Raw genomic sequence first — 15,435 nt, 5'->3', positions numbered from 1 at the left:
TTAAAACCTTAAAGATTAGGGTTTTTAACTTTGTAGATAAAAAATATCACTTAATTATTAATAGCTACAAAATACAATTAACCATACATTTAGGTATTATATCTATACAATTACTAATTTTGATATTGAGTCTAATTTTTAAATTTTAAAATTACACCACTAGAGATAAAAACTCTTTTTTGATCCATTTATTATCCATCGAAATTTTATATCAGTTATTTTTTTCTTCGGTACGAATACTTCCTGGTTTTTGGATAGGGAGGCAACTTTGGGGTAAGCAGTACCCGGACCGCTACGTACATTCAAAACATCTGCATTTACGCTATAGCGTTTTACATCTTTGGTATAAGAAGCATTTACCCAATCATTAGCGGAAGACGATATCCTGTACCAACCATTTTTAATTTCATAAACCCTTAAAATAGCACCTGATACTGCTGCCTCTCTTCCTTTTACTTTTTTACTTTTGGCACTGGCGTCAGCTCTAATGTTTAGTATGCTTACAATAACACAAACATATTTTAATACTGGTATAACCGTAAGTGGAACAACCGCATTTAACGCATCGGCAATCAATGGCAGGAAATTTTCCTCACATTCGGCCACTTTATTGCCACCAAAAAAATTGGTGCCGGGGCAGCTCTTATTATTCTTGGCGCCATTATTCCGCTCTCCGGTTAGTAAATTGAACCAGTGATGATACACAATCCTATCGCTATTAATGGTAAAATTAAACTTCTTGCATAAAGCAGCTGTAAGCCTAACAACAGTTTCTTGCTGTGCAGCTGTCATGGTATCTTTCCCAAGATCGAAATTACCCAGGTTTTCGATGCAGATGGCATTGGCATTAAAACCATAAATACAAGCTGGGCTCTGTTCTAAACTTCTGCCGGTTAAAATACTACCATCTGGAAAAGTGGTAAAATGCTGACCAATATCCATCCACCCATTATGGCTTACATGGTAATTTTTCATGGCCAATTGTAGTTCAAAATGGTTGTTGTTGTGAAAAGAAATGTAACTGGGATTCCAGGTATGGTGCTGTTGGATATACAGGATTGTTTTGGCCACTCTTAAGTTCGCAATCCACTCTTCAATTTCAGAAATATTAAATTTTGTAAAGCCTGATTTAGATATCATTGTATTTTTCTTATGGTAGATTTCAGTTAATAATTTTTAACCCAAATATTTACGAAAAGAAAATTACAGCTTTTTTATTTTAACATATCCATTATTTTTTTTGACAACCGTTTTTAGGTTTTATCCGCTTAAAATAATTAAAACGGAAATAAGCAAAAATACTCGCGTATAAGCTGGAATGAAATGATCTGATTTGAAGAAAAAGGGTCAGCATTTTCACATTTCCATTTATCTCTTCTTTTCCCTGTCGGGCTTAAAAATAATGTAAAATACCACTATACCTGCCAACAAAAAAATAATGCCGAGAATTAAATTTGCCCTATCATCCATGCTAAAACAACACAGCTTTAAACAAATAGTTGAAATTAGCGTACAACCTGAAAGGGTGAAACCAAATTAATACTGAACAAAATGAACCAAACAACTTTTAAAACCCAATGTTGTAAAATTAGGAAAGGGTAGACACATCCATATCTACCCCTTTCCAAATTACTCCCGTGTTAGAGGAATTAGTAATACATTGATTAAGCAGTTTTGTTTGCTTTGTCTATATCATTATACACTTTGAATCTTAAAAAGACAGGAAAATTGTATGGAAAAATTTGAGATTAGTCTTTTCGCCACCCTTAAAATGTCTTAAATCGCCCTTAATAAACTGCTCATCAACAGTTAATTTTAGCCAACAATTTCAAGAAAGATGGATAATGAAAATATTATAATAGCCAGCGTAACCATAAACCAACCAATTGAGCTGGTTTGGGAGCTTTGGAATGATCCTGTACATATTATAAAATGGAATGCCCCATTTGATGACTGGATTAACGAAAAGATCGAAAACAACCTAATTGTTGGTGGTAGTTTTTTATACGTTATGGTAAAGAAAGATGGTAGTGAGAGGTTCAACTTTAAGGGAGTTTACACTCAAATTACCCCACACGAAAGCATAGCCTATACCCTTCATGACGGCAGAAAAACACTCATTGTTTTTACCGGTAGCCAGCCAGTTACACTTAGTGAAACCTTCGAACCTGTTGCCCACCTCAATTTAGCCATGCAGCAAGAATTCTGTCAATCGGGATTGAACCAGCTTAAAGATTACGCTGAACAGCTATAGCGCTTTCTTTTTGGGTTTCTTTCTCTTCTTCCACCAGATGATAAAACCTGTAATGGGCAAGCTTGCAGCAATTAATGCGGCAAAAAACGAAAGGATTTTATTGGGCAGGCCCAAAAGCCTTCCCGTGTGCAGGTCGTAATTGGTTGCTTCGATCAAATCTGCACCGTTAAAATCTTTGTACAGTTTGGCCCTGATCATGGTTCCGGTAGCTTCCTCGTAAAAAAAGGTATTCTGTTTTCTGGCCCAGCGGTATGGATAAATCAGCCTGAGCCTTAACTCACCCTTCCCCCTCAACGAAAAACTGCTTGAAATAGCACCGGGATACTTCGTTTTGGCTTCAGTATAAATTTTATTGTAGCGTATCGGCAACGGATCGATTTGAACAGACTTAACCGAAACAACTGCTTTACCCTGACCCAATTTACTGCCCGTAAAAAAGCTCGCCGCAGTTTTTACACCTTTAAAGGCAAAATAAAGTCCGCTTAAAGCAGTAACCAATAATATAATCGATGCGTAAAAGCCCATTACGTTGTGTAGATCGTAATTAAGCCGTTTAAAAGAAGCTTTTCTTTTAATGGTTAACGATTGCTTTAGCAAACGCATTTGCCCCGGAAACCACAGCACCAACCCGGTGATGAGCATCAGTACAAAAATAACCACCGACCATTGCATGATAAGCTCACCGGTTTTGCCCAGCAATAGCGAAGTATGAATATGCTCAACAACCCCGAGCCAATCTTCGCTACCCTTTTTCACCAGCGATGCATCATACGGGTTAAAATAGTAAACAGCACTTTTTTTGGAGGTAATTTCTACCGTGGCATTTGGAAATCCATCTTCAATCCTGATCAATTTTAACTGATCTTTGGGTGAAATTTTCCCGAAGTTGACAATAATTTTATCTAAACCTACAAAAGGCTTCTGTTGGAGAGTTACATAGCGGAAATCTTTTTGTGTAACTTCCCTTATCTCCTCTTCAAAGATGTAAAGTGCACCGGTAATACTAATGATAAATACCACCAGGCCCGTTGCAAGGCCTAGCCAGAGATGGATGTTCCTAATGGTATTTTTAAACTTCTTATTTTTCATACGTTAAAAAGCGTAGCCCAGCGCAAGGTTAAACCTGCGGCCGTTTCCACGAACATAATTTACGTTGCTACCGTAAAACTGCGATATTGCCGGGTAATACACTTTATTTAACAGGTTTTCTACACCTAGCGATAATCTTAAAGGCTGGGTAATCTGGTATGCTGCCGCTAAGTTAAAGAGGTTGAATGCTTTTACAGGGCCTTCTCCGATGAGGTATTTGCCCGCAGCATTCGTTTTAAAACGGTCGCGGTTACCTACCCGCATCCAGTTTACATCTAAACTTAGGTTTTTAATACCTGTATATTTCAAATAAACGGTTGTTTTTGATGGTGGGATACGTGTAGTGTTCAGGTAAACATCTTTATCACCGTTAAAATTGCCATCATCATCTACATCGCCTTTCCCCTCAACCTGGGCATAATTACCGCCAATACTTAAATCGCGCAGTACCTGATAATCGGCCTGCAGTTCAAAGCCATAAACACGTTCAGGAATGCGCTGCGAAATATAGGTACCGTTAACTTCCAATAGGTTAGCGCCCAATTTAGAGGTGCTGTAATAGTAAGCCGCACTGAAGTTTAATTTGCCTATGGCACTGCTAAAGCCTGCTTCGTAATTGTTTACAATGATGGGCTTGGTTTCTAACTGCGATAACGTATTGCTTTTGGCAGCCCTAAGTACCCTGCCCAGCTCGAATACTGAAAACGACTGTGCGTAGCTGATAAAAGGATTAAAGAATTTAAATTTAGAATAACGGGCGCCGGCATTAAATACCAAAGCATTATAGTTTAATTTTCCGCCCTGTACTGCAATGCTTCCCGCCCCGTTGGCACCTGTAGCCAGTGTATTAAAATCGTCCACATCAATATTGATATTTTCTACCCTTAAGCCTCCTTTTATAGTTAAATCGTTAAATACCGTGGTAGAAGCCTGTAAATAGGGTGCAAAATTAACCATATTCATGTCTGGGACCCATAAACGCCCATCGGTTAAGCTCTGGGCAGTTTTATCGTTCATTAAATCTAAACCGTAGTTTAATTGCACCGGTACCGAAGCGCTTAGGTTAAATGGCGTATTCAGGTTTACCCTTGCACCTTTTTTGGTAGAAGTAATGGCCGATTGACCACCACCAAAAAACGAAGCCGAATTAGAGTAAATGGTATAAAAATCCTGGTAATACAGGTTGGCCGTTAAATCGGTTTTACCAAAAATCTGTTGGTTGGTATATTGCAGGTTGGCATTGTGGTTAAACCTGGTACCCTCATCTACTCCCAGCCTGGCACCATAAATACCAATAGCAGGCGATTGACCATAAACACCATCTTTGGTAGTGTACTTAGAATGCTGCCTAGAACTGAAATAGTTATACATCACTTGCAGGCGCTGTTTTGCCGTAAAGTTATAGCCCAGTTTAACAAAACCATTGTACGATTTGGTTTCGCCCAAACCATACTCTGGCGAAATTACCAAACCATCGGCATCGCGGTAAACACCTGTTTTTTCGAACATGCCACTTACCAGATAATCGAACTTATCGGCCTTGCCATAAAGCTGCTGAGAAAAACGGTAGCCCAAAGTACTATCCCCTTTTAAATTTCCGGTAATACCGGCCTGCGAATACCCACCGAACGATTTACCCTTATCGGCCTTTTTGGTAATGTAATTAATTAAACCGCCCTCAGCGCCATTGCCATAAATAGCCGTTGCACCTTTAATCACTTCAACCCGTTCAATAACCGAAGGATCGATACTGCGGATATCCCTTCCACCTGCCCTAAGCGGCGTAGATTGTGGAATACCATCGATTAAAACCAGTACGTTACGGCCACGCAAGGTTTGACCCGAGTTGCCCGTTTGGTTGGTAGAAAAACCTAATCCGGGTACGCTGTAAGAAAGTATATTGGCTAAATTCGGACTTATGGTAGATTGTGTACTTAATTCTTTTGCAGTAAGCACGGTTACCGATGAAGGTGTTTGCGATAACGACTCAGGGCGCCTGCTGGCCGAAACAATTACATCGTTAAGTCCTTCGCTCTGCTCCTTCATTACAAAAGTAACTGTAGCCGTATCGTTAACGGCAACCACTATACTTTTCTCCAACTGATCGAAACCTGTAATCGATATCCTTAACACCTGATTCCCTACCGGAACGGCGCTTAGCTTAAAAAAGCCTCCTTTATCAGATGTGGTTTTAAGATTATGTTTTTTCACCTGTATATTGGCAAATGGAATACTGTTCCCTACCGAATCGACCACCTTTCCATTAAGTGTTCCCTTTTCTGTTTGGGCAAAAAGACTTGTAGAGAAGAGGGTTAAAAAAGCTGCGAATAAGAATGGTATAGATAAGTGCTTCATGAAAATTGAAATTTGGGCAAAGCTAACATTATTTAGACTTGTTAAAAATAATTAATCAAAAAAGATAGGTTAGGGATATTGATTATGAAGATTTATTTGATATTTGTGTTAAATCACATTGATAAAGATGCTGGAAACACCAAGTACATACGCACTGATAACGGGAGCAAGTAAGGGGATTGGCCGCGCAATGGCTTTTGCTTTGGCCAAAAGGAAAATTAACCTGCTGCTTGTTGCACGTTCTACAGCCGAACTGCAGGAATTGCAAACCGAACTTAAAAGCAGCTACGGTGTTAAAGTTGATATCTTATCCATCGACTTAAGCACTGCGGAGGCACCTCATGAAGTGTTTAACTGGGTAAGTGAAAATAACTATCGGCTCAACATCTTGATTAACAATGCAGGCTATGGCCTTTGGGGTAAATTTAGCGAATTGCCCCTAGCCGATCAGTTAGCCATGTGCCAGTTAAATATGGCCACCCTAACCGCTTTATGCCACTTGCTGCTTCCTAATTTGGCTAAAGAACGTGAGGCGTATATTCTTAACGTATCTAGTACTGCGGCCTACCAGGCTGTGCCTACATTGGCCATTTACTCGGCAACCAAAGCCTATGTTCTATCATTTAGCAGGGCATTGAGGTTCGAGCTTAAAAATAGCCCCGTTTCGGTAAGCTGCCTTAGTCCCGGACCTGTTGATACCGGTTTTGCACACCGTGCCGGCTTGGATGCTTTTAACAAAATGGCCGAAAGGTTTAATATGAAGCCAGATGATGTAGCTGAAATTGCGGTTAAGGGTCTTTTCGCCAAAAAATCTGAGATTATTCCGGGTTTTACTAATATTATCAGTGTATATGCCAACAGGATATTGCCAAAAGGCTTTATTGAGAAAATGGCTGCAGGCATTTATAAAACTTAGATTAGGTTAAGGTTTATGGTTTTAGTAGCTTAATTTCCTTGGATAGCTAAAAATAATTCAACAATGTTTAATCGGTTAGGAAATGAACAGTTCAGTGCTTATGGCAGCTCCAGCCCCGCTTTACATTTCAAGTCCGCACTCATACTTCGTTTACGGGCTTTTCATTCCAATCGGGTTTATTAACAGCGGTTGCTACAAGTCAGAAACATAACTATAAGTGGTGTAAGGTGTTGACAAAACATAACGAACGTCTTAAGATTTCCTACTTTGCTGGGATTGACGGAATTGTCTGAAGCGATTCTCGATTGATCCCTTTCAAAAAGATCCTTCCACCACGCTCAGGATGACAAACGGTAGATAAAGCAATCTATACACCTTCCTAACCCGCATAGCAGAAAGGTAATCAACCACAGTAATACCACTCCCCTGCTATCAGCTGCAAAGTAATTCTATCTAAGCTTACCGTATAAAATTCTGAATCAGCACAAAAAAAAATAAAAAAATAAAATAAAATTCTTTGGAATATTAAAAATATGTTACGTTTGTATTAAATACTACTAAATCTATAGATTATGTCGGATAAAACAAATCTGTTTTATTTTCCTTCAGTACCGAACCACTCGCCAATGCGAATGTGCTGTTGCTGCGCATAACTATTACTCCTATACCCATTTCTTAAACTTTTAACTTTTTTCACCATGGCCACATCGTATCCAACCTTTACCTTATCTGAACAACTAACCCAGCAACAGCTCGATTTTTTCCATACCCATGGATTTATCCATTTCAAAAATTTCATTAAACCCGAAACCGTTTCTTCTATTATTGATGCTTCTAAGCAGGTAGAGCAAAAATGGATAGCGCAAGATACCAAGAAAATAAATGGCGTGCCCATTAAATACGGAAAAGACCTGGATGGCGCTCCCATTGTACAGCGTTTTGCCTTTATCAATCAGCAGCACCAAACTTTAAGCGGTTTACTGTTAGATCCGCGTTTTAATGCACTGCTGCAACTGGCAGGCGATGGTGCACGTTTAGGTACGGAAGAAAAGGACGGCATGGTATTTAACCACTACATTAACGGACCTGAGAGTAAGTTTACCAAAATGGGCTGGCATACAGATGGTTTAAGGGATATTTTTTATGGTGCCAAACTAAACCCGATGTTAAATGTGGGTATCCATTTAAGTACTTTACAACCCGAAAATGGTGGCTTAAAAATTATTCCTGGCACACATAAACAGAGTATTTATCAAATGCTTTTCCGTAAGAAATATTTCTTGGATAACAAACCCGATGCACAGGAAGTTTCGATACTGCCCGAAGCCGGAGATTTGACCATACACGATGGCAGGCTGTGGCACAGGGTTGCAGAATCGGCGGTGCGTGGCGAAGAAAGCAGAAGAAGGGTAATTTATATCCCAATTATTGCCGGGAAATATGCACCGAAAAATGAGAACAGTCCGACAGTATTTTACCAGCGCTTTGCAGGCATCGTTAAATAATTCATGCTGATTGTTTTACTAGTTAGTTACCTGGTTAGATCAGGGAAGCTAAAACGGCTTGGCGATTTCTCAAAGGGCATCCCAAAGAGAATCAGCTTAAAATTCTATAGGCCAGAAACGGTCATATTTTTCGGTTTTATTGTAGCAGGAGTTTAAATTGAGCGATAACATCACGCAGCAAGAGGCGCAAACCGTTGGTAAAAAGGTTTTTTCAGACCGCGAACGGACCAATATTTTACATAAGGGAGAGCAGCGCCTGATCCTCTTTTTACTTAAAAAAATTCCGGACTGGGTAACGCCGAATATCTTAACAGGCATTGGTTTATTGGGTTCAATTATTGTTTTTGTTGCTTTTTTAATGGGCAGTTTCTATGTACGGACCTACTTATCCATTGGGGTTTTAGGTTTGGCCATAAACTGGTTTGGCGATTCTTTAGATGGCAGGTTGGCCTACTACAGGCAAACCCCACGCAAATGGTATGGCTTCGCCCTCGATATTATTATGGACTGGCTAAGCATTATCCTGATTGGACTGGGTTATTATTTTTATGCAGATGGCCCTTCGCAGGTGTTGGCTTTTCTGTTCGTGGTATTATATGGCTGGTCGATGATTATTTCGCAGCTCCGCTATAAAATTACCGGCCAGTACCAAATAGATTCGGGGTTATTGGGACCAACAGAACTCCGTGTAATTATTTCAGTAATCCTGATCGCCGAAATATTGATCCCTGGTGCCATTATCTATTTTGCCTCAGCCATTACCATTTTGCTATTGGTCATCAATATAATTGATACCCTTAAATTATTAAAAGCCGGAGATGCGAGAGACAGGGAGGAAAGAAGATGGTAAGCTGGAATTCAATTAAGCTTTTTTTAAAGGCTCAGGTATCTGCTTTTTCTGGCGGCGTTACGGATTATGGCTTAATGATACTCTTAACGGAGTGGCTAAATATCCATTTCACCATTTCGATCTTAATCTCGGGTACTGTTGGCGGTATTGTAAACTTTTGCATCAACAGGTATTGGGCGTTTAAAACCGATAGCGGCTACCACAGCTCCACAAGCGGACAGCTTATCCGTTTTTTTACCGTAGTTTTAGGCAGCATCACGCTAAAATCGGCCGGCACTTATTTACTGCACAGCAGTTTAAATTTGGATTATAAAATTGGCAGACTCTTGATAGATAGCATTGTTTCTTATGGTTTTAACTATCCACTGATGAAATATTGGGTATTTAGGCTTAACAAATCGGCTGATTTTGATTACGACGAGGAAGATTATTTTGAACCTATAGGTAATAAACAGCGGGTTTAGGTGTTAAAAGGTAATTGCAAATTTTCACCACAGATTTAAATGGATAAAAAGCGCTGATTTAAACGGTCAAAAGGCTCTTCGGCCTTGTTAAAATTAATAGTAAATGCGTTTTACATCTGCTAATCTTTGGCTAAACTATCAGCCGCTCCGTGTTTTCCGTGCTTCCGTGGCCATTTACATAGCGATTGGTCAATTTAGATGCTTCGTTATGTCACCTTTGACAGACCGAATAGAAGAATTGATATTTCGATCCAATAGCTATCAGATCGAGCCAGCCAACTTTTCACTGGCGGCGGAACTGAGGAATATATTGAGACAGATTTCTCGGCTACGTTGTACTCCGCTCGAAATGACGATCTGGAGTAGCAGTCATTCATATTAAATTCAGTAATTTATACTTTGATGATTCTTTGCCACATAAGATCTCACCCAGATGAAATAAAAGGTAAAAAGGACGCCCAGCTCAAACGATGAAGCCTAAAAAACCGGGCACCTTACCTTTACCTTATTAATTTAATATTTTTGTTCCTTCGCCGATGCGGTCTTCGTTAATCTTTTGGATAATCTCCTGAAACCTTGATTCTTTGGCCATGTATTTGGTCAATAAATCGATCTGGTTTAAACCGCGGATTAAGTTATGCTCTGGATAAGTGGTTTTATAATAAATATCACCGTTTAAAAAATCGGTAATAAACCTTACGGCCTGCATGTAAATCATAAATTTACCCGCATAAATAAAGAACTGTTTTTCGGCAAAGCCTAGCACCTGGTCCATCTCTTCCATATAGCCTTTATGTATGGAGGCAAAAACGTCTTCCCTGATGGCTATTTTACTGAAATCGCGTTCTTCTTCATTCGCTTCCGAAAGATAGGTACGCATCATATCGCCCACATCACTGATAAAGTAACCAGGCATTACGGTATCCAAATCGATTACGCACAAGCCCACACCCGTATCTACCTGTAAAAGTACATTGCTAATTTTGGTATCGTGATGCACCACACGTAAATTAAGCGCGCCGCTATCAACCATGTGTACATATTGTTCTTCTATATCGTAAAGCCTAATAATTTCCTGAATCGGAAACTTGGCCTCGATAATCCGCTCTTCGGTTGCATTTTCTAAAGCCATTTTAAACTGCTCGATGCGCAGTGGAAGGTTATGAAAATCCTCGATGGTTGGTTTAAGTTTCTTCACATTGAAGGCACACAGCATCCTGGTAAATTTACCAAACTGCTTGGCAGCGTGGTAAGCCTGCTCTGGCTTGTGCACAAAATCAATTGAGCAAGAATTTTCAACAAAAGGGAAAATGCGGTAAAAGTGATCATCGATCACTACGTAATCATCGCCGGTTTTGGCGGTAATGGGTGCAACAAATAAATACTTGGGAGCGGTTTGATCCAGATATTTTTTTATTGTCTCAATATTTTGGGCTATGTTTTGCGGCTGGCGAAAAACCTCGGTATTAACTTCCTGCAAAATATAGGCTTTTTCGCTGCTGTAAACTTTCCAGGTATGGTTAATCAACCCCGAACCAAAGGGTTCAATTTTAAACTTTTCTACGTTAAGTCCATAAGCACCTAGAACTTCTTGAAACATAAGATGGTAATGTATTTGAATGAAAATTGTTTCAGGTAAGCCCTAAAATAACTAGCCTGAATAAAGTTGTGTTAATAATATGCGGGCATGCCTTTCAGCGCTGCCCGCAACCGAGACTAAAAGCCGCTATCGTCTAAAGCGAATGTATTTTTACGGTCTTTCCATTTTCCTTTGGTAAAATCAGGGAATTTCTGTGGCATATTCCCTTCTTTTAATGATTTGGTAGAAAGTGGTGTAATTACACTCATGGTTACTGAATCGTAAACATCAATAGGCGTTTGTTTTTTCTGTTTAACTGCTTGGATAAAACCGTTGAATACGAACCAGTCCATACCTCCATGGCCTGCGCCTACAGCTTCTGCTTCGTATTTTTTCCAAAGCGGGTGATCGTATTTATCGAACCATTCTTTCGCAGGATCCCATACATCATCTTTTTTAGATTTATGATCGATGTATACCGATTTGTTTACATCCATCCAAAGCCCTTTTGTTCCCTGTACCCTGAAACCGATAGAATACGGGCGTGGCAAGTGGGTATCGTGGCTTAACAAAACTGTTTCGCCGTTTGCACAGTTGATCAGTGTAGTGGTAACATCACCGTTTTTATAGTTGATTTTAGCGTTAGGGTGACCAGGAGAAAGCTCTTCTACGTATGCCGCCAATCCTCTTGCTTTTGAGCTGAAAGATACCAGACTAGTGAAACTGTTACCCCTGTTGATATTGGCATATTGCATTAATGGGCCTACGCCGTGCGTAGGATACAGATCGCCATCCTGATCGATGTTGAACTGGGTACGCCATTGTGCTTCGCTCAAAGCTTTCGGGCCGAACTCTACCCCACCGCCATAATAATCTTTACCGTTGTTAAATAATACGTTTCTTAAATTGTGCTGATAACCACCTTCTAAGTGAACCAATTCACCAAATAAACCCTGGCGTACCATGTTTAAGGCAGCCATTACATCTCTACGGTAACAAACGTTCTCCAAAGTCATGTAAGGCATTCCGGTTTTTTCAGAAGTGTTTACAATATCCCAGTGATCCTGCACGGTTAAGCCCGCAATAACCTCACAACCAACATATTTACCCGCTTTCATGGCATCAACAGCCTGATCGCGGTGAAACTGCCATGGCGTAGCAATAATTACTGCATCTATATCTTTACGGTCAATCAACTTTTTGTAGGCATCTACACCGCCAGTATATTCTGTTGCTGCAGGTCTTCCTTTTTTAGCAATATAATTACGGCAAACTTTAAGTGAGCTTTCCTGGGTATCGCAAATTGCCACAATTTCTACATCATCTCTCAATACACCTTCAGAGATATGGCTCATACCACGTGCACCAACACCGATATATCCTAGCCTAACTTTTCCACTGTCTGATGATGCAAATAAACTTCCAGTTGGCAGGATGGTTATACCGGCCGCTGTAACTGCACCATTTCTGATAAATTCTCTACGTTCCATTTGTGTTTCTTAATATTTGTTATTTAGTTTTTGTTGATTAAATTTATTTGAACAAACGTTTTACTTGAGGCATTTCAGCACATTTCTTTTTTTAAAGCCATTAATTTTCAAAGCCTTATTCATATTAGGTTTTACAGGTTTTTAAAAAGTTTCTGATCGAAATATAACCTGTAATCTTTAATCCTTCCGTTTGCGTTATCCTGCCTTGGCAAGAGTTTTAATTCTTTTATAGTGTAATTTTTTCCTAAATCTATAACCAGCTGATGTGGTGGTTTTGGCGATTTACTTTCCCATTGGGTATGCCATATACTGGTAAACTGCAGGTCGAAAACATTGGCTGCATTGCCATCATCGCCGCCCAGCTCCTCACTATCGGCAAAAACTATTTTCCAATCACTCCGTGGAATTTCATTTCCTTTATCATCTACCAGTACAATTTCTGCCACTGAGGTGTAGGGCTGCCCTTTTTGTTCTGTTAAGGCTTCCAAGCAGAAATACCTGGCGGTAACCAGCTTAAAAGCAACTGTTTGCCATTTATTGTCGTTTGCAAAACTGCCTTCGGCATAAGCTTGCTGAGTGCCCTGCACCCAATTTTGGTCTTCTTTTCGGTGCAATTGCGGCTGTTTTTCATTTACCACATCCAGAACAGGTTGATCTAAAAAGCCCAAACTCGGTTTTTCCGTGCCGAAGAGATCAAAAACAACAACTTCATTCTGGCCTTTTTTAAGCCAGCTGCCCGGTACCAACATGGTTTGCGTTGGGCCGATATTCCAGTACCTGCCCAAGCACATCCCATTTAACCAAACTAATCCTTTATTCCATTTCCCCATATCGAGGTAAGTATTTTCCAGTTTTTGGGCGGTAAAACTACCTTTGTAAAATGCAGCCGAAGCGGGCTGGTGGTTAAGCTTCTCGTACCGGAGCGGTATGTTAACTTCACCAAGCCTTACCGGATAGTTTTTCCAGCCTTTTACTGCAGTCTGTTTTCCGTTTTCAGAAAGGTATACTTCGCCATGTATGCCTTTTCTATCGTGCATCTGGTATCCGTAATTAACCCTTCCGGTGGCTTCTACCAAAATCTTTAACACACTTTTACTGTTGCGTGCCGGAATTTCGATGCTGAATTTGCCTTTGCGCCTATCCAGCTCTCCTATTTTAGTACTATTTACATATACCAATGCATAATCGTGCACATCCTTAAAAATCAATGTTGCTTTTTTACCTGCGTTTAAATTGGTTTCGTATACCACACAGCCAAAATCCTGATCTAAATCTTCCATCAATATAGCCGTATCGGCCAGTACAGGTTTTGGCAGGTTTTTGTCCAGCACCGCTACAGCCGAAAAGGTAACCGGTTGCAGTTTCTGGATCTTATTTGCAGCAGGCACTTCGGGCAGCACCTCTCCTTCTTGCAGGTAATTGCCAAACAGTTTACGGATGGCATAAAATTTCTCGGTGGCTTTGCCGGCCTCATCAATAGGTGCATCGTAATCGTAGCTAGTGGTTTGTGGCAGGTATGGCGGCGCATTTGCCCCGCTGTAAGTACCGAAACTGGTACCGCCATGGGCCATGTAAATACTAAAAGAAGCTTTTTGATCGAGCATGTATTTCAGTTCGGCCACTATGCGCTGGGTATCGCCTTTGTGGTGCGGCCTGCCCCAACTATCAAACCAGCCGGGATAATATTCGCCGCACATTAATGGTCCAGTAGGCTGTATGGCCCTTAAAGCTTTAAAATTAGCCTCCGGACCGCTGCCAAAATTTACCACGGCAAATAAACCATCGGGATGGTCGTTTTTTAACTGCGATGGCCCGTCGCAGTGAAATAATGGAACGGTAAAGCCTGCTTCTTTCAAATTGGCTTTGATGATATTCATGTAATCTTTATCGTTGCCATAGCTGCCGTATTCGTTTTCTACCTGCACCATAATGATATTACCACCACGGCTAATCTGCAAGGGTGCCAGTTGTTTACCTACTTCGAGGAGGTATTTTTTCGATCGGGCGAGGAAATAAGGATGCTGTGTGCGCAAACGGATGCTCTTATCTTTAAGTAGCCACCAAGGGAAGCCGCCAAACTCCCATTCGGCACAAGAATATGGCCCCGGACGTAAAATAACATACAAGCCTACTTCTTTTGCCAAGCGGCAAAATTCTGCTGCATCACTTTGGCCTGTCCAGGTAAACTGATCGGGCTGTTTTTCGTGCATATTCCAGAACAAGTAGGCACAAACCGTATTTAATCCCATTGCCTTGGCCATTTGCAAACGCTGTTTCCATTCGGCTTTGGGTATGCGGGCAAAATGCATTTCGCCGCAGCGTATTACATATGGCTTTCCGTTCAGCTCAAAAAATTCGTTGCCTATAGCAAAGGAAGCCTCTTTTTGGGCCCAGCTATTAATTGATAAGCCAATTAACAGTGCTACAGGAAATATTTTTTTTAGCAAATGGATGCGCATGCGTAATGTTTTTGTTCGGTTTTGTCGATTTGTATTTTTTAAAATTAGAACAAGCAAACGAGCAAAACAACATAAATAACAGCGCAAACGATTGACTAATTTTCATGTTACCTGATTGTATGGATTAAACGAAAGCGCGGAATGGCATTAGCATGAAAGTGGTATACACTTTTTAAGGACCAGCCGGCTTCCATAACTACGGAAGTGCAGTTATGAGGGCATTTTACGGATATAAGGTCAAAAACGAACTAAATTGTCTATGCTTCCGTGGCAAATTTTTAAGCACTCAATTAAAATCTGTGGCCCTTTTCTGCAAAAATCTGCGGGAAAACAGCATTGCAACGCTCCCCACAGAAATAAATGGATAAATAACGCAGATCTACATTAAAAATCCTATAGATTTTATAGAATTAAGTAATCTCATCAAGATTACGAAACTGTTAAAGTGCATTGTAAAAAAACCTCAAAGATTAA

General features: G+C 40.3%; 11 protein-coding genes. 5 read left to right on the top strand and 6 right to left on the bottom strand.

Annotated features, from left to right (window positions below; translation table 11 throughout):
• Positions 1–159: 159 nt before the first annotated feature.
• Complete coding sequence (locus tag ACS5PU_RS18215; RefSeq protein ID WP_439460591.1) at positions 160–1,140, bottom strand: N-acetylmuramoyl-L-alanine amidase; 981 nt, start codon at positions 1,138–1,140, stop codon at positions 160–162.
• 697 nt (positions 1,141–1,837) lie between these two features.
• Here ACS5PU_RS18215 and ACS5PU_RS18210 point away from each other — a divergent pair.
• Positions 1,838–2,254 carry an SRPBCC domain-containing protein gene (locus ACS5PU_RS18210; RefSeq protein WP_439460590.1) on the top strand — a complete coding sequence of 139 codons (417 nt, stop codon included), beginning with the start codon at positions 1,838–1,840 and terminating at the stop codon, positions 2,252–2,254.
• Here ACS5PU_RS18210 and ACS5PU_RS18205 read toward each other — a convergent pair.
• Together ACS5PU_RS18205 and ACS5PU_RS18200 are read right to left on the bottom strand one after the other, a co-directional pair.
• Entirely contained in the window at positions 2,249–3,343 is a 1,095-nt protein-coding gene (locus ACS5PU_RS18205; protein WP_439460589.1) for a PepSY-associated TM helix domain-containing protein, read from the bottom strand. The genes ACS5PU_RS18210 and ACS5PU_RS18205 overlap by 6 nt on opposite strands.
• 3 nt (positions 3,344–3,346) lie before the next feature.
• The gene (locus tag ACS5PU_RS18200) at positions 3,347–5,698 is read right to left on the bottom strand and encodes a TonB-dependent receptor (protein WP_439460588.1); all 2,352 of its coding nucleotides are present in this window, start codon (positions 5,696–5,698) and stop codon (positions 3,347–3,349) included.
• 127 nt (positions 5,699–5,825) lie between these two features.
• Here ACS5PU_RS18200 and ACS5PU_RS18195 point away from each other — a divergent pair, with 127 nt between their 5' ends.
• The 4 genes from ACS5PU_RS18195 to ACS5PU_RS18180 all read left to right on the top strand — a co-directional run bounded on the left by ACS5PU_RS18195 (position 5,826) and on the right by ACS5PU_RS18180 (position 9,433).
• Positions 5,826–6,614 carry an SDR family NAD(P)-dependent oxidoreductase gene (locus ACS5PU_RS18195; RefSeq protein ID WP_439460587.1) on the top strand — a complete coding sequence of 263 codons (789 nt, stop codon included), beginning with the start codon at positions 5,826–5,828 and terminating at the stop codon, positions 6,612–6,614.
• A 698-nt stretch (positions 6,615–7,312) separates the two neighbouring features.
• Positions 7,313–8,119, top strand: a complete 807-nt coding sequence (locus ACS5PU_RS18190) for a phytanoyl-CoA dioxygenase family protein (RefSeq protein WP_439460586.1) — start codon at positions 7,313–7,315, stop codon at positions 8,117–8,119.
• A gap of 157 nt (positions 8,120–8,276) precedes the next feature.
• Positions 8,277–8,969 carry a CDP-alcohol phosphatidyltransferase family protein gene (locus ACS5PU_RS18185; protein ID WP_439460585.1) on the top strand — a complete coding sequence of 231 codons (693 nt, stop codon included), beginning with the start codon at positions 8,277–8,279 and terminating at the stop codon, positions 8,967–8,969.
• Complete coding sequence (locus ACS5PU_RS18180; RefSeq protein ID WP_439460584.1) at positions 8,963–9,433, top strand: GtrA family protein; 471 nt, start codon at positions 8,963–8,965, stop codon at positions 9,431–9,433. Before ACS5PU_RS18185 ends, ACS5PU_RS18180 begins: the two co-directional genes overlap by 7 nt.
• A gap of 508 nt (positions 9,434–9,941) precedes the next feature.
• Here ACS5PU_RS18180 and ACS5PU_RS18175 read toward each other — a convergent pair.
• The 3 genes from ACS5PU_RS18175 to ACS5PU_RS18165 all read right to left on the bottom strand — a co-directional run bounded on the left by ACS5PU_RS18175 (position 9,942) and on the right by ACS5PU_RS18165 (position 14,961).
• Entirely contained in the window at positions 9,942–11,033 is a 1,092-nt protein-coding gene (locus tag ACS5PU_RS18175; RefSeq protein ID WP_439460583.1) for a phosphotransferase enzyme family protein, read from the bottom strand.
• A gap of 116 nt (positions 11,034–11,149) precedes the next feature.
• A complete protein-coding gene (locus ACS5PU_RS18170; protein WP_439460582.1) occupies positions 11,150–12,502 on the bottom strand; it encodes a Gfo/Idh/MocA family protein in 1,353 nt (450 codons plus the stop codon).
• Positions 12,503–12,633: 131 nt separating this feature from the next.
• Complete coding sequence (locus ACS5PU_RS18165) at positions 12,634–14,961, bottom strand: beta-galactosidase (RefSeq protein WP_439460581.1); 2,328 nt, start codon at positions 14,959–14,961, stop codon at positions 12,634–12,636.
• Positions 14,962–15,435 lie beyond the last annotated feature (474 nt).

Source organism: Pedobacter sp. GSP4, from assembly GCF_051857575.1.
In the GTDB taxonomy this organism is placed as follows: domain Bacteria; phylum Bacteroidota; class Bacteroidia; order Sphingobacteriales; family Sphingobacteriaceae; genus Pedobacter.
Note: the sequence above shows the minus strand (reverse complement) of the source record. Positions and strands in the feature narration are given on the sequence as shown.

Bases quoted from the DNA above. Each gene is read 5' to 3' on its own strand.
- ACS5PU_RS18215 (WP_439460591.1), bottom strand. From the start codon at position 1,140: ATGATATCTAAATCAGGCTTTACAAAATTTAATATTTCTGAAATTGAA.
- ACS5PU_RS18210 (WP_439460590.1), top strand. From the start codon at position 1,838: ATGGATAATGAAAATATTATAATAGCCAGCGTAACCATAAACCAACCA.
- ACS5PU_RS18205 (WP_439460589.1), bottom strand. From the start codon at position 3,343: ATGAAAAATAAGAAGTTTAAAAATACCATTAGGAACATCCATCTCTGG.
- ACS5PU_RS18200 (WP_439460588.1), bottom strand. From the start codon at position 5,698: ATGAAGCACTTATCTATACCATTCTTATTCGCAGCTTTTTTAACCCTC.
- ACS5PU_RS18195 (WP_439460587.1), top strand. From the start codon at position 5,826: ATGCTGGAAACACCAAGTACATACGCACTGATAACGGGAGCAAGTAAG.
- ACS5PU_RS18190 (WP_439460586.1), top strand. From the start codon at position 7,313: ATGGCCACATCGTATCCAACCTTTACCTTATCTGAACAACTAACCCAG.
- ACS5PU_RS18180 (WP_439460584.1), top strand. From the start codon at position 8,963: ATGGTAAGCTGGAATTCAATTAAGCTTTTTTTAAAGGCTCAGGTATCT.
- ACS5PU_RS18175 (WP_439460583.1), bottom strand. From the start codon at position 11,033: ATGTTTCAAGAAGTTCTAGGTGCTTATGGACTTAACGTAGAAAAGTTT.
- ACS5PU_RS18170 (WP_439460582.1), bottom strand. From the start codon at position 12,502: ATGGAACGTAGAGAATTTATCAGAAATGGTGCAGTTACAGCGGCCGGT.
- ACS5PU_RS18165 (WP_439460581.1), bottom strand. From the start codon at position 14,961: ATGCGCATCCATTTGCTAAAAAAAATATTTCCTGTAGCACTGTTAATT.